Below are 19,105 nucleotides of genomic sequence, written 5' to 3'. Positions count from 1 at the left end.
GGTTGATAGGCCAGATATGGAAGCCGGGTAACCGGTGGAGTTGACTGGTACTAATAGGCCGAGGGCTTGTCCTCAGTTGCTCGCGTCCACTGTGTTGGTTCTGAAACCACGAACAGCAAGACCGCCCTGTTGGGGCTGGTTGCTGGTTTGAGTGTTTCATAGTGTTTCGGTGGTCATTGCGTTAGGGAAACGCCCGGTTACATTTCGAACCCGGAAGCTAAGCCTTTCTGCGCCGATGGTACTGCGAGGGGGACCTCGTGGGAGAGTAGGTCGCCGCCGAACAATTTTTGATGGGGGAGCCCCGCACCGTTGGTGCGGGGCTTTCCTGCGTTCACGGTTCCTTTCGGTGCGTGGTCGCGTGGCTGCGACTCCTGTGGCTCCTGTGGCTCCTGTGGATCTGCTTCTCGGCTGGTGCTGCGTACCGTCCGGGGCGTGGTGTGCCCATCGGTGTGTGCACCTTCTGGCGTGAGGGTGTCGGGGCGTCACCTGGGAGTGAGCTGCCGGCGGTTGATGATCCGGAGGCGGCGGTCGGCTGTCCTGGGGCTTGTGGTTACGAGCTGGAGGCTTCGTACGCGGGTCGGAGGTCGGGGGCGGTGCTGAGGCGTCGGCGGCTCGGGGTGGGCCGTCAGCTGCGGCCCCCGGACGACGTCTTGGGGCAGGACAGGGCCGCCAGGGCCGGCTGTCGGTGCTTGGCACGGAGTGGCTGCAGAGCTTCCGCACAACAAGGACCCCCGTACGACAGGACCCCGCACGACAGAGCCCCCGCCGGAAGTGTCCGGCGGGGGCTCGTGGGGGTGTTGTCAGGCTGGGGGTGTCGTCGCGGTGGTGTGCGGGCCGGGCACCTGGTCGTAGCCGGGGATGCCGGCGGCGCGGCCGAGTTCGACGTCCAGGGACTCCCGGCGGACCCGCTGGTCCATGTAGAGGAGCGCGGTGACGCCCGCGGTGAAGGGGAAGGCGAGCGCGGAACTGACCACGCCGGCCACGCCCATGCAGATCAGGACCGTCCAACCGGCATCCGTCCGCCCCTCCATCCAGCGCGTCAGATGGTCCGCGTCCAGGATGAAGGCGACGATGAGCGCGGGGATCTGGAGGACGAACTGCACGAGGCCGGTCACCAGGTAGGCGAGGAGCTGGACACCCAGGACCCGCCACCAGGCACCGCGCGTCAACTTCGCGGAACGGCGCAGGGCCTGCAGGGCTCCCTGCTTCTCCAGCATGAGGGCGGGTGCGGCCAGGCTGTAGCGGATCCACAGCCACACTCCGAGGCAGCCCGTCACCAGGCAGCCGAACAGGGCCAACGGGCCGCCGGCGCGCGGTGCGTCCGCAGCGATCAGCAGCAGGCCCGGTACGGCGCCGACCACGACGACCAGGGCCACGCCCAGCGGCAGCAGTACGAGCAGCGCCAGCAGGCGCAGCAGGCGGCCTCGCGCGTCGTGCCAGGCCTCACCCGTCGTCGTCCGCCGGCCCAGGACGGCGCGGCCCACCACGACGGTCAGCAGGGCCGTCACCACCACCGAGCCCAGCAGGTCGATGAGCGAGGAGAAGGACGTGCCGAGGTAGTCCGAGGGGTTCAGGGACACCGAGGAGGAGCTCAGCGCGTCCGAGGCCGAGGGGGTGGTGCTGCCCGGCGCGTCGAACCAGAGGCCGTTGACGACCGTCACCACGACCTCGGTGAGGACCGCGAAGGCCAGGGAGACCCCCAGCATGGTCCGCCAGTGGGTCCGCAGTGCCGTGATCGCCCCACCGATGATCTCACCGGCGCGCAGCGGACGCAGTGGGACGATGCCGGGCTTGGGCGCCGGAGGGGGGAACATGCCGCCTGGCGGGCTCCACTGGCCCTGCCGGCCCCAGCCCGGCGGGCCGCCCCACTGCGGGCCGGGGTCCCGGCCGCCCGGTTGCTGCGGGGCGGGGCCGCCGCCCGCCCGGGTGCGGCCGGCTCGGGCGCCGCCGGTCGGGGCGTCACCCCACGAGGAGCCGTGCGCCGGGGGCGGCTGGTGCTCGGACCAGTGCGAGGCAGGTGCCTGCCCGGGCGCGCCGGGGGCGCCGGCCGCCTCGCCGTCGCGTTGCTCCGGCACCGCCCGTGCGGTGTCCGCCGGCGGTGCACCGGCGGCACCCGGTGCGGCCGCCTGCTCGGGGGGACCGTCCGCCGGCTCGCCCAGGGGACCGGAGTCGGGCGTGGCCCGGCCCGGAGAGTCGTTCATCGCTCGTTCGCTCCTTCACGCTGCCCGTCCGCCCGCAGCCGGGCTACGACGCCAGCCATCGTGCCATGACGCGCCCGCACCGCGACCGTGAACCGTCACCCCCGAAAGCCCTTCTGCCCAGCCCAGGGCGGCGGCAGACTGGGCCCATGGCCGATCGCTTCGAGGTATCCGAGTCAGGCGCCGCCGCGCTCACCATCCCCTCCCTGCGCTGGGAGGAGCCCCCCGAGGGCCCGGTCCTCGTCCTCCTGGACCAGACCAGGCTGCCGGCCGAGGAGGTCGAGTGGGTCTGCACGGACGTGCCGTCGCTGGTTGAGGCGATCAGCACACTCGTGGTGCGCGGGGCACCGCTGCTCGGGGTGGCCGGCGCGTACGGGGTGGCGCTCGCCGCGGCGCGCGGCTACGACGTGACGGACGCCGCGGACGCCCTGGCCGGGGCCCGACCCACCGCCGTCAACCTCCAGTACGGCGCGTGTCGAGCCCAGCGGGCCCACCGGGCGGCGCTCGCCGCGGGACAGGGGAGGCAGGGTGCCGCCGAGGCCGCCCTGCGGGAGGCACGGGCCGTGCACGAGGAGGACGTGCGGGCCGCCGACGCCATGGCGGCACACGGCACCGCGCTGCTGCGGGAACTGCTGCCCGGCGGCGGCTACCGGCTGCTGACCCACTGCAACACCGGCGCGCTGGTGTCGGTGGGCGGGGGCACCGCCCTCGCCGTCGTCGCCGCCGCCCACCGCACCGGGGAACTGCGCCGGCTGTGGGTGGACGAGACCCGCCCGCTGCTCCAGGGCGCCCGGCTCACCGCCTACGAGGCGGCGCGCGCCGGCATGCCCTACACGCTCCTCACCGACAACGCGGCCGGTTCCCTGTTCGCCGCCGGCGAGGTCGACGCCGTCCTGATCGGTGCGGACCGCATCGCCGCCGACGGATCGGTGGCCAACAAGGTCGGCAGCTACCCGCTGGCCGTACTGGCCCGGTACCACCACGTCCCCTTCCTCGTCGTCGCGCCCACCACCACCGTGGACCTCGCCACCCCCGACGGGGCGCACATCGAGGTGGAGCAGCGTCCCGGACACGAGGTCACCGAGATCGCACCGCCCCACGCCCCGGGGGCCGGCGCCGAGGCCGGCACCGGAATACCGCTGGCACCGCTGGGCGCCCAGGCCTACAACCCGGCCTTCGACGTCACCCCGCCCGAACTGGTGACGGCGCTGGTCACCGAGGCAGGAGTCGTCTCGCCGCTCACCGCGGACCGGCTGGCCGAGATGTGTTCCGCGTCACCTGTGGATTCGACGGAATCAGGTAATGGGATGATGGCCCAATGAAGGGACGCGTCCTGGTCGTCGACGACGACACCGCACTGGCAGAGATGCTCGGCATCGTGCTGCGCGGCGAAGGCTTTGAACCGTCGTTCGTCTCCGATGGCGACAAAGCCCTCACCGCCTTCCGCGAGACCAAACCCGACCTCGTACTGCTCGACCTCATGCTGCCCGGCAGGGACGGCATCGAGGTGTGCCGCCTCATCCGTGCCGAGTCCGGGGTGCCGGTGGTCATGCTGACCGCCAAGAGCGACACCGTCGACGTGGTCGTCGGGCTGGAATCGGGGGCCGACGACTACATCGTCAAGCCGTTCAAGCCCAAGGAGCTGGTGGCCCGCATCCGTGCGCGGCTGCGCAGGTCCGAGGAGCCCACCCCGGAGCAGCTCGCCATCGGCGACCTCGTCATCGACGTCGCCGGCCACTCCGTCAAGCGCGAGGGGCAGGCGATAGCGCTGACCCCGCTGGAGTTCGACCTGCTGGTCGCCCTCGCCCGCAAGCCCTGGCAGGTCTTCACCCGCGAGGTGCTGCTGGAGCAGGTCTGGGGCTACCGGCACGCCGCCGACACCCGGCTGGTCAACGTCCACGTGCAGCGGCTGCGCTCGAAGGTGGAGAAGGACCCCGAGCGGCCGGAGATCGTCGTGACCGTCCGGGGCGTCGGCTACAAGGCTGGAACGAGCTGAGATGACCGCAGGTGGTCCGGCTCCGACGACTCGCCGGGAACGGACCGTCGAGGAGACGGCGACGAGCACGGCAGCGGGGGCGGGCGACGACGGGCCGGTCGGCCCGCTCACCCGGTGGTGGCGCGGCGGCGGCTACGGCTGGCCCGACGGCGCCGCCGCCGGCCCCGCCCGCCCGCTGCTGCGGGTCTTCAGCCGGTGGGTGCGCCGCCCGCTGCTGCTCGCGCTGCGGCTGTGGCGGCGCAACATCCAGCTGCGGGTGGTGGCCACCACCCTGCTGATGTCGCTGGCCGTCGTCCTGCTGCTGGGCGTCGTCGTCATCGGGCAGGTGCGCAACGGCCTGATGGACGCCAAGCGCCAGGCCGCGCAGTCCCAGGCCACCGGCGGCTTCGCCGTCGCCAAGAACATGGCCGACGGCGCGGGGGACAGCCGCAGCGACGACAGCATGCGCACCGGCAACCGCTCCAGCGCCGACCCGGCGACCTGGCTCACCAACCTCGTCGAGCAGCTCGCCAGCGGCGGCCAGGGCGTCTACTCCGTCGTCGCCCTCAGCTCCGACGCCGCACTGGGCCAGCCCACCGCCGGCGACAGCGCGGGCACCCGGGGGCCGCGCGCCTCCGGCGACATCGACCCCGAACGCAGCGTGCCGCCCGACCTCCGCCGGGAACTGGACCAGAAGTCGGGCACCTTCCGCCGCTACACCCGGATCCGGCGCATCGGCTCCGACGAGGGCACGCCCGCCCTCGTGATCGGCAAGCGCCTCAACGACCCCCAGAGCAACCCCTACCAGCTCTACTACCTCTTCCCGTTCACGCAGGAGGAGAGCTCCCTCAACCTCGTCACCGGGACCATCGCGACCGCCGGCGTCTTCGTCGTCATCCTCCAGGGGGCCATCGCCTGGCTGGTGGTGCGGCAGGTCGTCACGCCCGTCCGCATGGCCGCCGGGATCTCCGAGCGGCTGGCCGCGGGCATCCTCCAGGAGCGGATGAAGGTCACCGGTGAGGACGACATCGCGCGCCTGGGCGAGGCCTTCAACAAGATGGCGCAGAACCTCCAGGTGAAGATCCAGCAGCTCGAAGAGCTCTCCCGGATGCAGCGCCGCTTCGTCTCCGACGTCTCCCACGAACTGCGGACGCCCCTGACGACGGTGCGCATGGCGGCGGACGTGCTGCATGAGGCGCGCACCGACTTCGACCCGGTGACGGCCCGCTCCGCCGAGCTGCTGCACGGCCAGCTCGACCGCTTCGAGTCGCTCCTCGCCGACCTGCTGGAGATCAGTCGCTTCGACGCCGGGGCCGCCGCGCTGGAGGCCGACGCCGTCGACCTGCGCGACGTCGTCCACCGGGTCGTGGAGGGCGCCGAGCCGCTCGCCGAAGCCAAGGGCACCCGGCTGCGGGTCCGAGGCGACGGCGAGCCGGTGGTGGCCGAGGCCGACGCCCGCCGCGTGGAACGGGTGCTGCGCAACCTCGTCGTCAACGCCGTGGAGCACGGTGAGGGCCGCGACGTCGTCGTGAGCCTGGCGGTCTCCGGCGACCGGCGGCACGGCGCGGTGGCCGTGGCGGTGCGCGACTACGGCGTCGGCCTGAAACCGGGCGAGGCGACCCGGGTCTTCAACCGGTTCTGGCGCGCCGACCCGGCCCGGGCCCGCACCACCGGCGGCACCGGCCTGGGGCTGTCCATCGCGGTGGAGGACGCCAGGCTGCACGGCGGCTGGCTGCAGGCCTGGGGCGAACCGGGCGGCGGCTCGCAGTTCCGCCTCACCCTGCCCCGCACCGCCGGGGAGCCGCTGCGGGGCAGCCCCATCCCGCTGGAGCCGGTCGACTCCCGGCGCCACCGGGCCCGGCGCGAAGCCGCCGGCCGCCCGCCGGTCGCCCCCGCCCTGCCCGCCCAGACCCGCGGCCCGCTCGGGGAGAGCCGGGTGCCGTCAGCGGGCAGCACTGCGGCGGCCCGGCCCGCCGGCGACGGCGGTGAGCCGGGGCGGGCCGGCAGCCCGGGCCTGCCGGAACGCGGGACGCGGGTGGTGTGCCCACGCACCGGGGGCCCGGCGCCGGACGGGACGGCGGCGGACGGCCGCGGTTCCCTGCCGGGACAACGGCGGGCAGGCGGCGGGGACGAGGCGGAGCAGCGGTACGCGTCGCCGGACAGGCAGGGCGAGAGGGAAGGCGAACACGGTGAACGGTGAGGCCGGGGCGGGGGCGGCGGGAGGGGGCCGCCGGCCACGTCGCAGGCTCCACCTCGCCCGGGGACTGGTGGTCGCGGCCTGCGGGGCGCTGCTGGCCGGCTGCGTGTCCATGCCGGACAGCGGCGAGGTGCAGCGGGTCGACGAGTCGCCGCGTGCCGACAGCGACTCGCAGGTCCGTGTCTACGGGGTCCCGCCGCGTCCCGACACCTCGCCCACCGACATCGTCCGCGGCTTCCTCGACGCCACCACCAGCGACGAGGCGGACTTCCGCACCGCCCGCCAGTACCTGTCGGAGGCCGCCCGCAAGAGCTGGAACCCCTTCCAGGACACCCGGGTGCTCCAGGAACGCCCCAAGCCGGAGACGCCCACGGGCGGTACGGACGCCACCGGGTTCACCGTGGTGCTCACCGGCACCCAGGTCGCCGAGGTCGGCGGCAACCACGCGTACACGCCCGAGGAGCAGCGCTACCTCCAGCGCGTCCACCTCACCCGGGAGCACGGCCAGTGGCGCATCGACCAGCTCCCCGACGGGCTGGTGCTGGGCCTGCCCGACTTCCAGCGCATCTACCGGTCCGTCAACAAGTACTACTTCGCCTCCTACGGTTCGGAGACGGGCGACGAGGGCGCCGGCCGACGCGCCCTGGTGCCCGACCCGGTCTACCTCCGGCAGCGCATCGACCCGCTCACCGCCAGTGTGGAGGCCCTGCTGGAGGGCCCCAGCTCCTGGCTCGACCCGGTCACCACCACCTCCTTTCCGCGCGGCACCACGCTGCGCAGCCGCGGCCTGGTGCTGGACGACTCCAACGCGCTGCGGTTGCGGCTCAGCGGGCAGGCCGCCGTCGCCGACCGGACGCAGTGCCACCGGATGGCCGCCCAGCTCCTCTTCACGGCGCAGGACATGTCCCGGGCGACGAAGGTGAGCGAGGTCGACCTGCAGGGCCCGACCGGCAAGAGCCTGTGCGTCCTGAGCCAGTCCGAGGCCACCCGCGAGTTCGGTCCGCCGGAGCGGCCGGACGGACAGGGGGAGGCGTTCTTCCTCGACCAGCACCACAGGATGGTCAGTGTCTCCGCGGCGTCCTCCCACCCGCGAGCCGTCGGCGGGCCCTTCGGCAGCGGCCCGAACGCGTTCCGTTCCGTCGGCGTCTCGCACCGCGAGGACACCGCGGCCGGGGTCTCCCTCGACGGCCGCTCCCTCTATGTCGCACCGTTGGCGCACGGCAGCGACCTGGGGCCGCGCCGGCTGCACAGCAAGGCCACCGGTGTCGCGCCGGGCCTGACGCCGCCGAGCTGGGACGGGCTGGGTGACCTGTGGGTCGCCGACGAGGAGGCCCACGGCTCACGGCTGCTGAGGCTGCGCCGGGGGACCGGTGACCCGCGGGAGGTGTCGGTGCCGGGCCTGGGCGACGGGCGCATCGCCGCGGTGCGCGTCGCCTCCGACGGCGTGCGCGTCGCGCTGCTGATCGAGCAGGACGGGCACACGACCCTGCGGCTGGGGCGGGTCGAGCGGACCGGGACGGCCCGGCAGCCGAAGCTCGCGGTGGTGGACCTGCGGATCGTCGCGCCGCAACTGGAGGACGTCGAGGCGGCCTCGTGGGCGGGCGGCAGCCGGCTGGTGGTGGTCGGCAGGGAGGCCGGCGGCGTCCAGCAGATGAGTTACGTCGACACCGACGGTTCGGCATCGACCTCGCAGCCGCTGCCCGGCGTCGACGGGGTCACCGAGGTCGCCGCCTCGGAGGACGAGACCCGGCCACTGGTGGCGCGCGCCGCGGACGGCATCGTGCGGTTGCCGCCGGACGCCAACTGGAAGACGGTCTCGCAGGGGACGGGGCCGGTCTACCCGGGGTAGGCCGGTCTACCCCGGGATGGGCCGGTCTGTGCGGGGTGGGCTGGTCTGTGTGAGGTGGGCTGGTCTGTGCGGGCGAGTGGTCCGACCCGGGGTGGGCTGGTCTGTGCGGGCGAGTGGTCCGACCCGGGGTGGGTGGTCCGTCCCGGGGGTGATTCGTCTTGGGGTGGGGGCCTGAGCCGGGGTGGGTGGTCCGTCCTGGGGTGGGTGCCGTCCCGGGGTGCGCGGTGCCCGGGGGCGGTGGTCGGGCTCTGCGGTGTGGTGGCGTGCGGTGGTGTCCGCGGCTCGGCGGGTGGCCGTGGAGGCGCGCGGGTTCCGCGGCGTGTTCCCGCGCCCGTGGCGCCTGTGGAGAAACGGCGCCAACTGCTGCCCGAGGGTTTTCCACAGGGCTGGTGGTGGCAGCCTGCCCGCGGGAGAGTGGTGCCCATGGCCGGGTTGTGGCAGGAGTTCCTCGGGCTGGTGGTTCCGGGCGAGTGTGCCGGGTGCGGCAGCTCCGGGGAGCGGCTCTGCCCGGCGTGTGCGGCGTCCCTGACGCGGGAGGGCGCCGGGTTCGGGGTGCGCCGGGTGAGGCCCCGGGCGGCACCGACCGGGCTGCCGGCGGTGTGGGCGGCCCTGCCCTACGAAGGGCTGGTGCGGACCTTGGTGCCGGCCCACAAGGAGCGCGGCGCGCTGGGCCTGGCGCGCCCACTGGGCGGCGTACTGGCGCGCGCCGTGACAGCCGCGGGGCGGCGGGGGTGGGGAGGGGAGGGGGAGGGCCCCCTCAGGCTCGTCCCGGTGCCCTCCGCCCGCAGCGCCGTGGCCGCCCGGGGGCACGATGCCACCCTGCGCCTGGCCCGGGCTGCCGCGCGGGAGCTGCGCGGGGCGGGACGGGCGGCGGGGGTGCTGCCGGTGCTGGTGCAGTCGCCGGGCGTCGCCGACCAGGCGGGGCTGTCCGCCGTGGAGCGCAGGGCGAACCTCGTCGACCGGGTCCGGGTGCGGGGCTCCGCCGCAGGCCTGCTGCGCGGCGCGTCGGTGGTGCTCGTGGACGACCTCGTCACCACCGGCGCATCGCTGGCCGAAGCGGCCCGGGCGGTCCGGGACGCCGGCGGAGCGGTGGTGGGGGCCGCAGTGGTCGCGGCAGCCGGTGACGCGTTCGATCGTGGGGAAGAAGTGCGGAGATCTGTCCACACGCGGGACATCGTCGCAGGTGAGATGGGGTGAAGTTCACTCGAACGGGGCTGATGCCTGCCAGGGGGTGCCGACAGCGGCCGCAGCGAGCTATGTTCGTTTGTGAGAAGTAGTTGCTGATGGATATCGGTAACGGTGCCTTGGTCGCGTATGCCTCGTGTTGCACCGGCTCGTCCCCCCCCTCAGAGGGGGCCCGGGAGACGCGGAGGGCGGGCACGACACGCCGTGGCCGGCACACTCCGCACGGACACCGCGGGTGACCGGGGGCGTGAGATGCCGGCGACGGGGGAGGAGGAGGTGGAAGCCGCTCAGTCCGGGGCCCGGCGTCACCGCCGAGCCCAGTGCGAGGAGGACGCGCCCCGCCGCCGCGCGGAGCGCTTCCGGAACGGAGTTCTGCGTGGACATCGTCGTCAAGGGCCGCAAGACCGAGGTGCCTGAGCGCTTCCGGAAGCACGTGGCCGAGAAGCTCAAGCTGGAGAAGGTCCAGAAGCTGGACGGCAAGGTGATCAGCCTGGACGTCGAGGTGTCCAAGGAGCCCAACCCCCGGCAGGCGGACCGTTCGGACCGCGTCGAGATCACCCTCCGCTCCCGTGGGCCGGTCGTGCGCGCCGAGGCTGCGGCGGCCGACCCCTACGCGGCACTGGACCTCGCGACGGCGAAGCTGGAGGCCCGGCTGCGCAAGCAGCACGACAAGCGGAACTCGCGGCGGGGCGCCAAGCGCATCCCGGCTGCAGGAGTGGCCGAGCACGTGCCGGAGGCCGCGCACTTCAACGGCGACGGGCAACTGGCCGGTCTCCCCGCGGAGAGCGAGCAGGTGCCCGTCCGGCGCGAGGGCACACTCGAGGTACAGGGTGACGGCCCGCTCGTGGTGCGGGAGAAGGTCCACTCCGCGCCACCCATGGCCCTGGACCAGGCGCTGTACGAGATGGAACTCGTGGGGCACGACTTCTACCTGTTCGTCGACTCCGAGACGAAGTTGCCGAGCGTCGTCTACCGCAGGCACGCCTACGACTACGGCGTGATCAGGCTCAACGCCGACTCCGCGCGGCAGCAGGGGCCGGGCGGCGGCGGGGGCGCACTCGGCGGATGAGGATGCCCCGCCACCCGTGATGTGCGGTGAGAAAGTGCCCCCGGCACCGGCCGGGGGCACCATCACGCCCGGCGGTAGGGGAAGTTGAGGCCGTATAGTCTTGCGTCCGGGGGATTCGTCCCACTCGTGACGTCGGGGGCTGCGGGCTTCCGGCGCGTCCGGTGCACCGGGTCGTCTTCAACCAGCCGTATGTCGCAACTCCGGCCCGGTGCCGGGTGGTTGACCGGGGAGGAATCGATGGGGGAGAGCTTCGGACCCTTGGGTGGGGTGTCGGAGGAGCCCGGTGGCGGCGCCGAGGCGCGGCCGGTGGCGCCGCGGTCCGAACCCATCAGGGTCCTGGTCGTCGACGACCACGCGCTGTTCCGGCGGGGGCTGGAGATCGTGCTGCACCAGGAGGAGGACATCCTCGTGGTGGGAGAGGCCGGGGACGGCACGGAGGCTGTGGACAAGGCCGCCGACCTCCTCCCCGACATCGTGCTGATGGACGTGCGCATGCCGCGCCGCGGCGGTATCGAGGCCTGCACCTCCATCAAGGAGGTGGCACCCAGCGCGAAGATCATCATGCTGACCATCAGCGACGAGGAAGCCGACCTCTACGACGCGATCAAGGCCGGGGCGACGGGCTACCTCCTCAAGGAGATCTCCACCGACGAGGTGGCGACCGCCATCCGCGCCGTCGCCGACGGCCAGTCGCAGATCAGCCCGTCGATGGCGTCCAAGCTGCTCACCGAGTTCAAGTCGATGATCCAGCGCACCGACGAACGTCGGCTGGTGCCCGCCCCCAAGCTCACCGACCGGGAGCTGGAGGTCCTCAAACTCGTCGCCACCGGGATGAACAACCGCGACATCGCCAAGGAACTCTTCATCTCCGACAACACCGTCAAGAACCACGTCCGCAACATCCTGGAAAAACTCCAGCTCCATTCCCGGATGGAAGCGGTGGTCTACGCGATGCGGGAGAAGATCCTGGAGATCCGGTAGCGGGCCCCACCAGGGGTGACGCCGGCCGACGCAGTCCCCACCGGGGATGACAGCGGCCCGCCGGTGCCTGCCGAGTTCACCCCCGGTCCGCCTGTTCGAGCTCCGGGGCGGACGCCGTCCCCGCCGCCAGCGCGGTGCGCAGGGCAGGGGCCAGCCCGGTGGGGGTGCACTGCTCGACGCGCACGTCCTCGCAGCCGACCCAGCTCGCGGCCTCCCACAGCGCCCGGGCCATCTGGGGGACCACCTTCGGGCCTGCCATCGAGAGCTGCCGGGCCACCAGGGTCCGCCCCTCCCGGGCCGGGTCCACCCGGCCGACCAGCCTGCCGCCCGCCAGCAGAGGCATCGCGAAGTAGCCGTGGACCCGCCGGGCCCGCGGGACGTAGGCCTCCAGCCGGTGAGTGAAGTCGAAGACGCGTTCGGTGCGTTTGCGGTCCCAGATCAGGGAGTCGAAGGGCGAGAGCAGCGTGGTGCGGTGACGGCCGCGGGCGGGTGAGGCAAGGGCCTGCGGGTCGGCCCACGCGGGCTGAGCCCAGCCCTCCACCGCCACCGGCACCAGCCCGGAGTCGGCCACCACGGCGTCGACCTGCTCGCCGCGCAGCCGGTGGTAGTCGGCGAGGTCGGCGCGGGTGGCCACCCCCAGGGAGGCACCCGCCTGTGCGACCAGGCGCCGGGTGCACGCCGCCTCGTCGAGGTCGTCGTGGAGCAACTCGCCGGGGACGGCACGCTCGGCGAGGTCGTACACCCGCTTCCAGCCGCGGCGCTCGGTGCAGACCACCTCGCCGGTGTCGAGCAGCCACTCGACCGCGATCTTCGTCTCCGACCAGTCCCACCACTCGCCGCCGTTCTTGGCGCCGCCCAGCCCGGTGGTGGTCAGCGGCCCCTCGCCCCTGAGGCGGTCCAGCACGGCGGCGCAGGAACGCTCGGCGTCGGACATCCGGTGCCAGCGGTAGCCCTTGGCCCGGGCCGCCCGGCGGCGGAAGGCGAACAGCGGCCACTCCTCGATCGGCAGCACACAGGCGGCGTGCGACCAGTACTCGAAGCTGTGCCCGCCCGACCAGTACGCCGCCTCGACCGCCTGCCGCCCCACCGCGCCGAGCCGGGCGTAGGGCACCAGCTCGTGGGAGCGGGCGAGCACCGAGATGGTGTCGAGCTGCACCGCACCCAGGTGGCGCAGCAGGCCCCGCACGCCGGCGCGGCGGTCGGGGGCGCCGAGCAGGCCCTGGGCCCGCAGCGCCAGGCGGCGCGCCTCGTCGGCGGAGAGGGAGGTGACGGGTGAGGGCGACGGCACGGCTGTCATGGCGCACAGCGTAGGGGCGGGCACTGACAACGGCCGGGCCGCGCCCCGCCCACCGGCCGCACTGCCGGGCCCGTCGCCCCGGCGGACAAGGTGCTTGCCGACCAGGGGGGTTGGGCGCCGAGGGCGCGCCGGTACCCCACGGCCGGGGGCGCTGCGGCCCGGGCGGTGTGGAACACTCGGTCGCCGACCGAGGCCGACGTCGACCGGGGGCTCCCGCATGGGCATGTATCTCTCCTTCATCCGCGTGACGCCGCAGGAGTTGGAGGAGGCGGAGAAGGACCCGGCCCGCGCCGAGGTGTTCCTCGAACGCCGCCATGAGCGCGGCGCGGACGAGCCGGACGGCGGCCTGGAGAAGGCGTGGGCGGGACTGGAGTTCCTGCTCAACGCCGCAGCCGCGGGGGTCGACCTGTTGCGCGACGGCGAGCTGATCAGCGAGGACGGCCGGTTCAGCGGTTGGACGGCCGACCGGGTGCAGGGGGCGGCGAAGCGGCTGGGCGATCTGCCGTTCGAGCGGCTGGCCCGTCACTACGACCCGCAGCGGATGACCGAGGAGGACGTCTACCCCGGTGTCTGGCAGCCCCCCGGGAAGGGCGAGCTCGCCTACCTGGAGGAGCACTACGCGGTGCTGGTCGGCTTCTTCACCGCCGCGGCGGCCTCCGGCTCGGCGGCGATCATGCTGCTCGACTACTGAGACGCCCGGCCGGCGGACCGCCCGGCGCCCCGGGGCGGCCGGCTGCTGCGCGGACGCGGTTGCTCGGCGCCGCGTCCGGACAGCCCCGCCTCCGGTGACGGCCGCGCCTGCCGGGGAACGAGGACCCGCCCCGGCTCAGCGCGGTGAGGACTCCACCGGCTCCCCCTCCCGGTAGGGCAGGTACGGGGCGCCGCCGGTCAGGCCGAGGTCGCCGGGGAGCAGGGAGCCGCGCCAGGCGTCGCGGCGGGTGCCGCCGCGGGGGTACTGGGCGCGGGCCGTGCCCTCCATCCGGAAGCCGACCTTCAGCGCGACCGCGCGGGACGCCTCGTTCCCGGCCTCGGCGCACCACTCCAGCCGCTCGACGCCCAGCTCCGTGAAGGCCCACCGCACGACGGCGGTGGCGGCCTCCGCGGTCATGCCCCGCCGGCGGTACGGTGCGGCCGTCCAGTAGCCCAGCTCGGCCTGGCGGACGGGTGCGGCCAGGTGTTCGAGGTGCACCAGGCCCATGGCGCCCACCAGCGAGCCGTCGGCGCGGTCGGTCACGGCGAAGTTGTAGGTCTCGTCCCGCTCCCAGCCCCGGGCGGAGTGCTCGGTGACGAACTCCTCGGCGTCCCTCAGGCTGTAGGGCGAGGGAACCACCGTCCAGCGCGGGATGAGCGGGTCCTGGCAGGCGGCGTGCACCGCGGGGACGTCCGAGAGCCCGAAGGGGCGCAGCAGCAGGCGGTCGGTGACGAGTCGCGTGGGCTCCATGACCGGAGTCTGCCGCCGTTTCCGGCGGTCCGCACCGTATTTCCGGGCGGACCGGCACCTTCGGGCGGCGTCATACGTTGGAGGGAGGGGTGGAACGCAGCCGGTCGCTCACCGATCCCGGTGGGCGCCGCCCGGTTCCGCGGGTGCGGGGGGCGGCGGCGTGGGACTTGTCTCGGAACGAAGCGCCATCCCGAGGGCCGCAACCTCCCGGGCGGACCGTGTCCTCCCTTACGATGGCCGTTGCGGCGGGGCCTGCCCCAGCGACATGCCGCGCCCGCGCACCCTCCCCGGCCCGTCCGGCGGGGGACGACAGTGCCAGGCCCGACCGGCGGAGGAGACCAGCCCAAGTGTCCGTCTTGACGAAGATCATGCGTGCAGGCGAAGGAAAGATCCTGCGCAAGCTGCACCGCATCGCGGGCCAGGTCAACTCCATCGAAGAGGACTTCGTCAGCCTCTCCGACGCAGAGCTGCGCGCGCTGACCGACGAGTACAAGCAGCGCTACGCGGACGGCGAGAGCCTGGACGACCTGATGCCCGAGGCGTTCGCGACCGTCCGGGAGGCCGCCAAGCGGGTCCTCGGGCAGCGCCACTACGACGTCCAGTTGATGGGCGGCGCCGCCATGCACTTCGGCTACGTCGCCGAGATGAAGACCGGTGAGGGCAAGACCCTGGTCTCGACGCTGCCGGCGTACCTCAACGGCCTCTCCGGCGACGGCGTCCACATCATCACCGTCAACGACTACCTGGCCGAGCGCGACTCGGAGCTGATGGGCCGCGTCCACCGCTTCCTCGGGCTGTCGGTGGGCTGCATCCTCTCCAACATGAACCCGGCGGAGCGCCGGGAGCAGTACGCCTGCGACATCACCTACGGCACCAACAACGAGTTCGGCTTCGACTACCTGCGCGACAACATGGCGTGGTCGAAGGACGAGCTGGTGCAGCGCGGCCACAACTTCGCGGTGGTCGACGAGGTCGACTCCATCCTGGTCGACGAGGCCCGCACCCCGCTGATCATCTCCGGCCCGGCCGACTCCGCGACGAAGTGGTACGGCGACTTCGCCAAGCTGGTCCAGCGCCTGAAGAAGGGCGAGGCCGGCAACCCGCAGCGCGGCATCGAGGAGACCGGCGACTACGACGTCGACGAGAAGAAGCGGACCGTCGGCATCCACGAGTCGGGTGTCACGAAGGTCGAGAACTGGCTGGGCATCGACAACCTCTACGAGTCGGTCAACACCCCGCTGGTCGGTTACCTCAACAACGCCATCAAGGCGAAGGAACTCTTCAAGCTCGACAAGGACTACGTCGTCATCGACGGCGAGGTCATGATCGTCGACGAGCACACCGGCCGTATCCTCGCCGGCCGCCGCTACAACGAGGGCATGCACCAGGCCATCGAGGCGAAGGAGGGGGTGGAGATCAAGGACGAGAACCAGACGCTCGCCACCATCACCCTCCAGAACTTCTTCCGTCTGTACAACAAGCTCTCCGGCATGACCGGTACGGCCATGACCGAGGCCGCGGAGTTCCACCAGACGTACAAGCTCGGCGTCGTCCCGATCCCGACGAACCGGCCGATGGTCCGCATCGACCAGGCCGACCTCATCTACCGCACCGAGACGGCCAAGTTCGACGCGGTGGTCGAGGACATCGCCGAGAAGCACGAGAAGGGGCAGCCGATCCTGGTCGGCACCACCTCCGTGGAGAAGTCGGAGTACCTCTCCCAGCAGCTCAACCGGCGCGGTGTGCAGCACGAGGTGCTCAACGCCAAGCACCACGAGCGGGAGGCGGCGATCGTCGCCCAGGCGGGCCGCAAGGGCGCCGTCACCGTGGCGACCAACATGGCCGGCCGCGGTACCGACATCAAGCTGGGCGGCAACCCCGACGACCTCGCCGAGGCGGAGCTGCGGCAGCAGGGGCTGGACCCGGTCGAGCACGTCGAGGAGTGGGCGGCGGCCCTGCCGGCGGCGCTGGAGCGCGCCGAGGCGGCGGTCAAGGCCGAGTTCGAGGAGGTCAAGGAGCTCGGCGGCCTCTACGTGCTGGGCACCGAGCGCCACGAGTCGCGGCGTATCGACAACCAGCTGCGCGGTCGTTCCGGCCGTCAGGGCGACCCCGGCGAGTCCCGCTTCTACCTCTCGCTCGGCGACGACCTCATGCGGCTGTTCAAGGCGCAGATGGTCGAGCGCGTGATGTCGATGGCCAACGTCCCCGACGACGTGCCGATCGAGAACAAGATGGTCACCCGCGCCATCGCCTCCGCGCAGGCGCAGGTCGAGCAGCAGAACTTCGAGACGCGCAAGAACGTCCTGAAGTACGACGAGGTGCTCAACCGGCAGCGCGAGGTCATCTACGGCGAGCGCCGCCGGGTGCTGGAGGGCGAGGACCTGCAGGAGCAGATCGCCCACTTCATGGACGACACCATCGACGCCTACGTGCAGGCCGAGACGGTCGAGGGCTTCGCCGAGGAGTGGGACCTGGAGCGGCTGTGGAGCGCCTTCCGGCAGCTCTACCCGGTCCACGCCACCGTCGAGGAGCTGGAGGAGGCGGTGGGCGACCGCGCCGGACTCACCTCCGAGTTCATCGCGGACGCCATCAAGGAGGACATCCACGAGCAGTACGCCAAGCGCGAGGAGGAACTCGGCTCCGACATCATGCGGGAGCTGGAGCGCCGCGTCGTGCTGTCCGTCCTGGACCGCAAGTGGCGTGAGCACCTCTACGAGATGGACTACCTCCAGGAGGGCATCGGCCTGCGCGCGATGGCCCAGAAGGACCCGCTGGTGGAGTACCAGCGCGAGGGCTTCGACATGTTCACCGCCATGATGGAGGGCATCAAGGAGGAGTCCGTCGGCTACCTGTTCAACCTGGAGGTCCAGGTCGAGCAGCACGTCGAGGAGGTGCCGGTCCAGGAGCCGGCGGAGGCCGAGGCGGAGGAGCCGGAGGCCGTTCCCGCCGGCGCCGCGCGTCCCGAGATCCACGCCAAGGGCCTCCAGGCCCCGCAGCGCCCGGCGCACCTGCACTTCTCCGCGCCCACGGTGGACGGCGAGGGCGGTGTCGTCGAGGGCGACTTCAGCAGCGAGGAGACGCCGGTCGCCCAGACCCGCTCCGAGTCCGACGGCATGACCCGGGCCGAGCGGCGCAAGGCGCAGCAGAAGGGCGGCCGTCGCCGCAAGAAGTAGCCGTCCGGGGGCCGGGGCGCTGCGGTGCCCCGGGCCTCCGCAGGTGCCGCGTCGGGCGCCGCCACAGCTCGTGGCGGCGCCCTTCGCCGTTCCCCGCGCCACCCACCCCGGTCCGTGCCGCTGCGGGCGCCTCACCAGCGCCCCGGGGCGGGCGCAAGGCCGTCCAGGGCCAGGGCGGCGCACCGCCAGCGGCCGGGGGCGGGCCGCTCCAGCCGGAAGGCGAGCGCGCGTACCCGGTCGCCGCACGCGACGCGGGCGAACGCCTCGATGACGTCGGCCCGCGGCCGGAACAGGCCGCACTCCCGGACGACGGGCTGCGGGGCCCGGCGCAGCGCGGGGCGCAGCGGCGCGGCGGGGGCCAGCTCGGCCAGCTGGTCGTAGGCCTCGGGCAGGGCGTGACGCATCAAGGTGTGGACGGGCTGCCGGCCGCTGAGGGTGAGCACGAGCTGTTCCGCGAACCAGTGATGGGGCGCCCGTGCGCGGTGCGGCGGGCAGGGCTGCCGCGGGTGGCACGGGGCGGGGGCGGGGCGGCGCCCGTCGCGGCGGACGGCCGGAGCGGTGCCCGCCCTGCCCGAGGGACCGCTGCGCCCCGGGCCGCCGGGCCGGGCGCTGCGCCGGGCAGCGGTGGCCAGGGCCCTGCCGGCCGGAGCGCGGTGTCCGGCCGCCGGGGCGGGTGGCGGTGGTGGCACCGCGCCGGCCGCGGTGCGGGCGTCCACCGCGGCAGACGCGGGGGTGCGGGGCTGCGGGACGGAGGGGGCCGTGGCGGTGCCGGTGGCTCGGGGCGCCGGAGGGGGCGCGTCGGCCGGGTGGGTCGTGTCGGCTGGTCCGGGTGCGTCGGCCGGGTGGGGTGCCCCGGTGGGTGGGGCCGGGGCGGACGGGGCCTGGGTGGGGTGCGGTGGGACGGCGGGGTGGCGGGTCAGCGTGCTGGTCATCGTGAGGTCTCCCCTTGCGCAACCGGTTCTTACTGGTCGGTAGCTCTGTGTTGGCCAGACTTCTACCGGTCCGGGGACGCGGCGGCAACGAGGGGCGGGGCCGTGCCGCGGCGGCCCCGGTTTCCCCTATCCGGGTGGTGCCGGCGTGGATGCTGACCCGGTGCAGGCCGCCGCCGCACGGGGAGGCCGGGGTGAGCGTCCCCCGGGCGCGGTCGGGGAGAGGCGCCGTATGCTGGCTGATCCAGTCCCGATCGTCAGCGAAAGCGGCAGCCATGCGCGTGTACGTCCCCCTGACCCTGCCGGCCCTGGCCGAGGCGCACGCCGCCGGGGAGCTGGGACCCGGCCCGCTGTACGCCTTCGCGGTGACGCCGGCGCTGCGCGAGTGGTACGTCTCCGACGACATCGAGGAGTTGGAGTACGCCGCCCTCAACCGGGCAGGGCAGGGCTCGCTGCGCCGGCTCGCCGCCGACCCGAAGGCCCCGCGCCGCCGCGTGGTCGTGGCCCTGGACGTCCCCGACGCCCTGGCGGCCACCGACCCCGACCGCGGGCTGGACCCCTCCTCGCTCGGCGAGGTCCGCATCGCCCAGGCCGTGCCGCTGACCCGTGCGGCAGCCGTCCACGTCGACGGGGAGGACGCCGAGCCGGACGTCGCCGCGGCGGCGGCGGCCCTGGGCGCCGCCGATCTGGGGGACGACGACGCCCAGTTCACCGTGGACGGGGCCGAGGACCACGAACTGCTCTGGTACGGCGTCCAGGAGATCGAGCACCTCATCGGCTGACCCCCCCGTCCGGACGGCGGGCGGCGCCC

The 19,105-nt window shown here is 73.4% G+C and carries 14 protein-coding genes and 1 rRNA gene; 11 read left to right on the top strand and 4 right to left on the bottom strand.

The genetic code is table 11. From position 1 onward, the window contains the following. Window positions 1-165 precede the first annotated feature (165 nt). A 5S ribosomal RNA gene (gene rrf, locus ACFV3R_RS04715) occupies window positions 166-282 on the top strand. Between the two features lie 518 nt (window positions 283-800). On the opposite strand, the gene ACFV3R_RS04710 is transcribed toward rrf, so the two are convergent. Beyond that, a complete protein-coding gene (locus ACFV3R_RS04710; protein WP_385575456.1) occupies window positions 801-2,201 on the bottom strand; it encodes a hypothetical protein in 1,401 nt (466 codons plus the stop codon). A 146-nt stretch (window positions 2,202-2,347) separates the two neighbouring features. Between ACFV3R_RS04710 and mtnA the strand changes: the two genes are divergently transcribed. The 7 genes from mtnA to ACFV3R_RS04675 all read left to right on the top strand — a co-directional run bounded on the left by mtnA (window position 2,348) and on the right by ACFV3R_RS04675 (window position 11,454). Beyond that, on the top strand, window positions 2,348-3,520 hold the full coding sequence (gene mtnA, locus ACFV3R_RS04705) for an S-methyl-5-thioribose-1-phosphate isomerase (RefSeq protein WP_385575453.1): 1,173 nt from the start codon (window positions 2,348-2,350) through the stop codon (window positions 3,518-3,520). Beyond that, window positions 3,517-4,194, top strand: coding sequence for a two-component system response regulator MtrA (gene mtrA, locus ACFV3R_RS04700; protein ID WP_385575450.1), 678 nt, complete (start codon window positions 3,517-3,519; stop codon window positions 4,192-4,194). The genes mtnA and mtrA overlap by 4 nt, the downstream gene beginning before the upstream one ends. Before the next feature lies 1 nt (window position 4,195). Then, complete coding sequence (gene mtrB, locus ACFV3R_RS04695) at window positions 4,196-6,373, top strand: MtrAB system histidine kinase MtrB (protein WP_385575446.1); 2,178 nt, start codon at window positions 4,196-4,198, stop codon at window positions 6,371-6,373. Next, window positions 6,363-8,219: an LpqB family beta-propeller domain-containing protein gene (locus tag ACFV3R_RS04690; RefSeq protein WP_385575443.1), complete on the top strand. Its 1,857-nt coding sequence runs from the start codon at window positions 6,363-6,365 to the stop codon at window positions 8,217-8,219. Before mtrB ends, ACFV3R_RS04690 begins: the two co-directional genes overlap by 11 nt. A gap of 423 nt (window positions 8,220-8,642) precedes the next feature. Beyond that, window positions 8,643-9,416, top strand: coding sequence for a ComF family protein (locus ACFV3R_RS04685; RefSeq protein ID WP_385575440.1), 774 nt, complete (start codon window positions 8,643-8,645; stop codon window positions 9,414-9,416). Window positions 9,417-9,780: 364 nt separating this feature from the next. After that, window positions 9,781-10,473 carry a ribosome hibernation-promoting factor, HPF/YfiA family gene (gene hpf, locus ACFV3R_RS04680; protein ID WP_385575437.1) on the top strand — a complete coding sequence of 231 codons (693 nt, stop codon included), beginning with the start codon at window positions 9,781-9,783 and terminating at the stop codon, window positions 10,471-10,473. Between the two features lie 237 nt (window positions 10,474-10,710). Continuing rightward, entirely contained in the window at window positions 10,711-11,454 is a 744-nt protein-coding gene (locus ACFV3R_RS04675; RefSeq protein ID WP_385575434.1) for a response regulator, read from the top strand. A 76-nt stretch (window positions 11,455-11,530) separates the two neighbouring features. Here ACFV3R_RS04675 and ACFV3R_RS04670 read toward each other — a convergent pair whose 3' ends face one another. Continuing rightward, complete coding sequence (locus ACFV3R_RS04670; protein ID WP_385575431.1) at window positions 11,531-12,751, bottom strand: winged helix-turn-helix domain-containing protein; 1,221 nt, start codon at window positions 12,749-12,751, stop codon at window positions 11,531-11,533. A 217-nt stretch (window positions 12,752-12,968) separates the two neighbouring features. On the opposite strand from ACFV3R_RS04670, the gene ACFV3R_RS04665 reads away from it, so the two are divergent. Beyond that, the gene (locus tag ACFV3R_RS04665; RefSeq protein WP_385575428.1) at window positions 12,969-13,442 is read left to right on the top strand and encodes a YfbM family protein; all 474 of its coding nucleotides are present in this window, start codon (window positions 12,969-12,971) and stop codon (window positions 13,440-13,442) included. A 135-nt stretch (window positions 13,443-13,577) separates the two neighbouring features. Here ACFV3R_RS04665 and ACFV3R_RS04660 read toward each other — a convergent pair whose 3' ends face one another. Beyond that, window positions 13,578-14,192 carry a GNAT family N-acetyltransferase gene (locus ACFV3R_RS04660; RefSeq protein WP_385575425.1) on the bottom strand — a complete coding sequence of 205 codons (615 nt, stop codon included), beginning with the start codon at window positions 14,190-14,192 and terminating at the stop codon, window positions 13,578-13,580. Window positions 14,193-14,539: 347 nt separating this feature from the next. Between ACFV3R_RS04660 and secA the strand changes: the two genes are divergently transcribed. Further along, a complete protein-coding gene (gene secA, locus ACFV3R_RS04655; protein WP_385575422.1) occupies window positions 14,540-17,365 on the top strand; it encodes a preprotein translocase subunit SecA in 2,826 nt (941 codons plus the stop codon). 131 nt (window positions 17,366-17,496) lie between these two features. Here secA and ACFV3R_RS04650 read toward each other — a convergent pair whose 3' ends face one another. After that, window positions 17,497-18,297 (bottom strand): Rv3235 family protein, encoded by an 801-nt coding sequence (locus ACFV3R_RS04650; RefSeq protein WP_385575419.1) that lies wholly within the window; start codon window positions 18,295-18,297, stop codon window positions 17,497-17,499. A gap of 272 nt (window positions 18,298-18,569) precedes the next feature. On the opposite strand from ACFV3R_RS04650, the gene ACFV3R_RS04645 reads away from it, so the two are divergent. Further along, complete coding sequence (locus ACFV3R_RS04645; RefSeq protein WP_385575416.1) at window positions 18,570-19,076, top strand: DUF6912 family protein; 507 nt, start codon at window positions 18,570-18,572, stop codon at window positions 19,074-19,076. Window positions 19,077-19,105 lie beyond the last annotated feature (29 nt).

It is taken from the genome of Streptomyces sp. NPDC059740 (assembly GCF_042733155.1).
Lineage (GTDB): Bacteria > Actinomycetota > Actinomycetes > Streptomycetales > Streptomycetaceae > Streptomyces.
The sequence above is the reverse complement of the archived record's forward strand: the minus strand, read 5'-3'. Positions and strand labels throughout refer to the sequence as shown.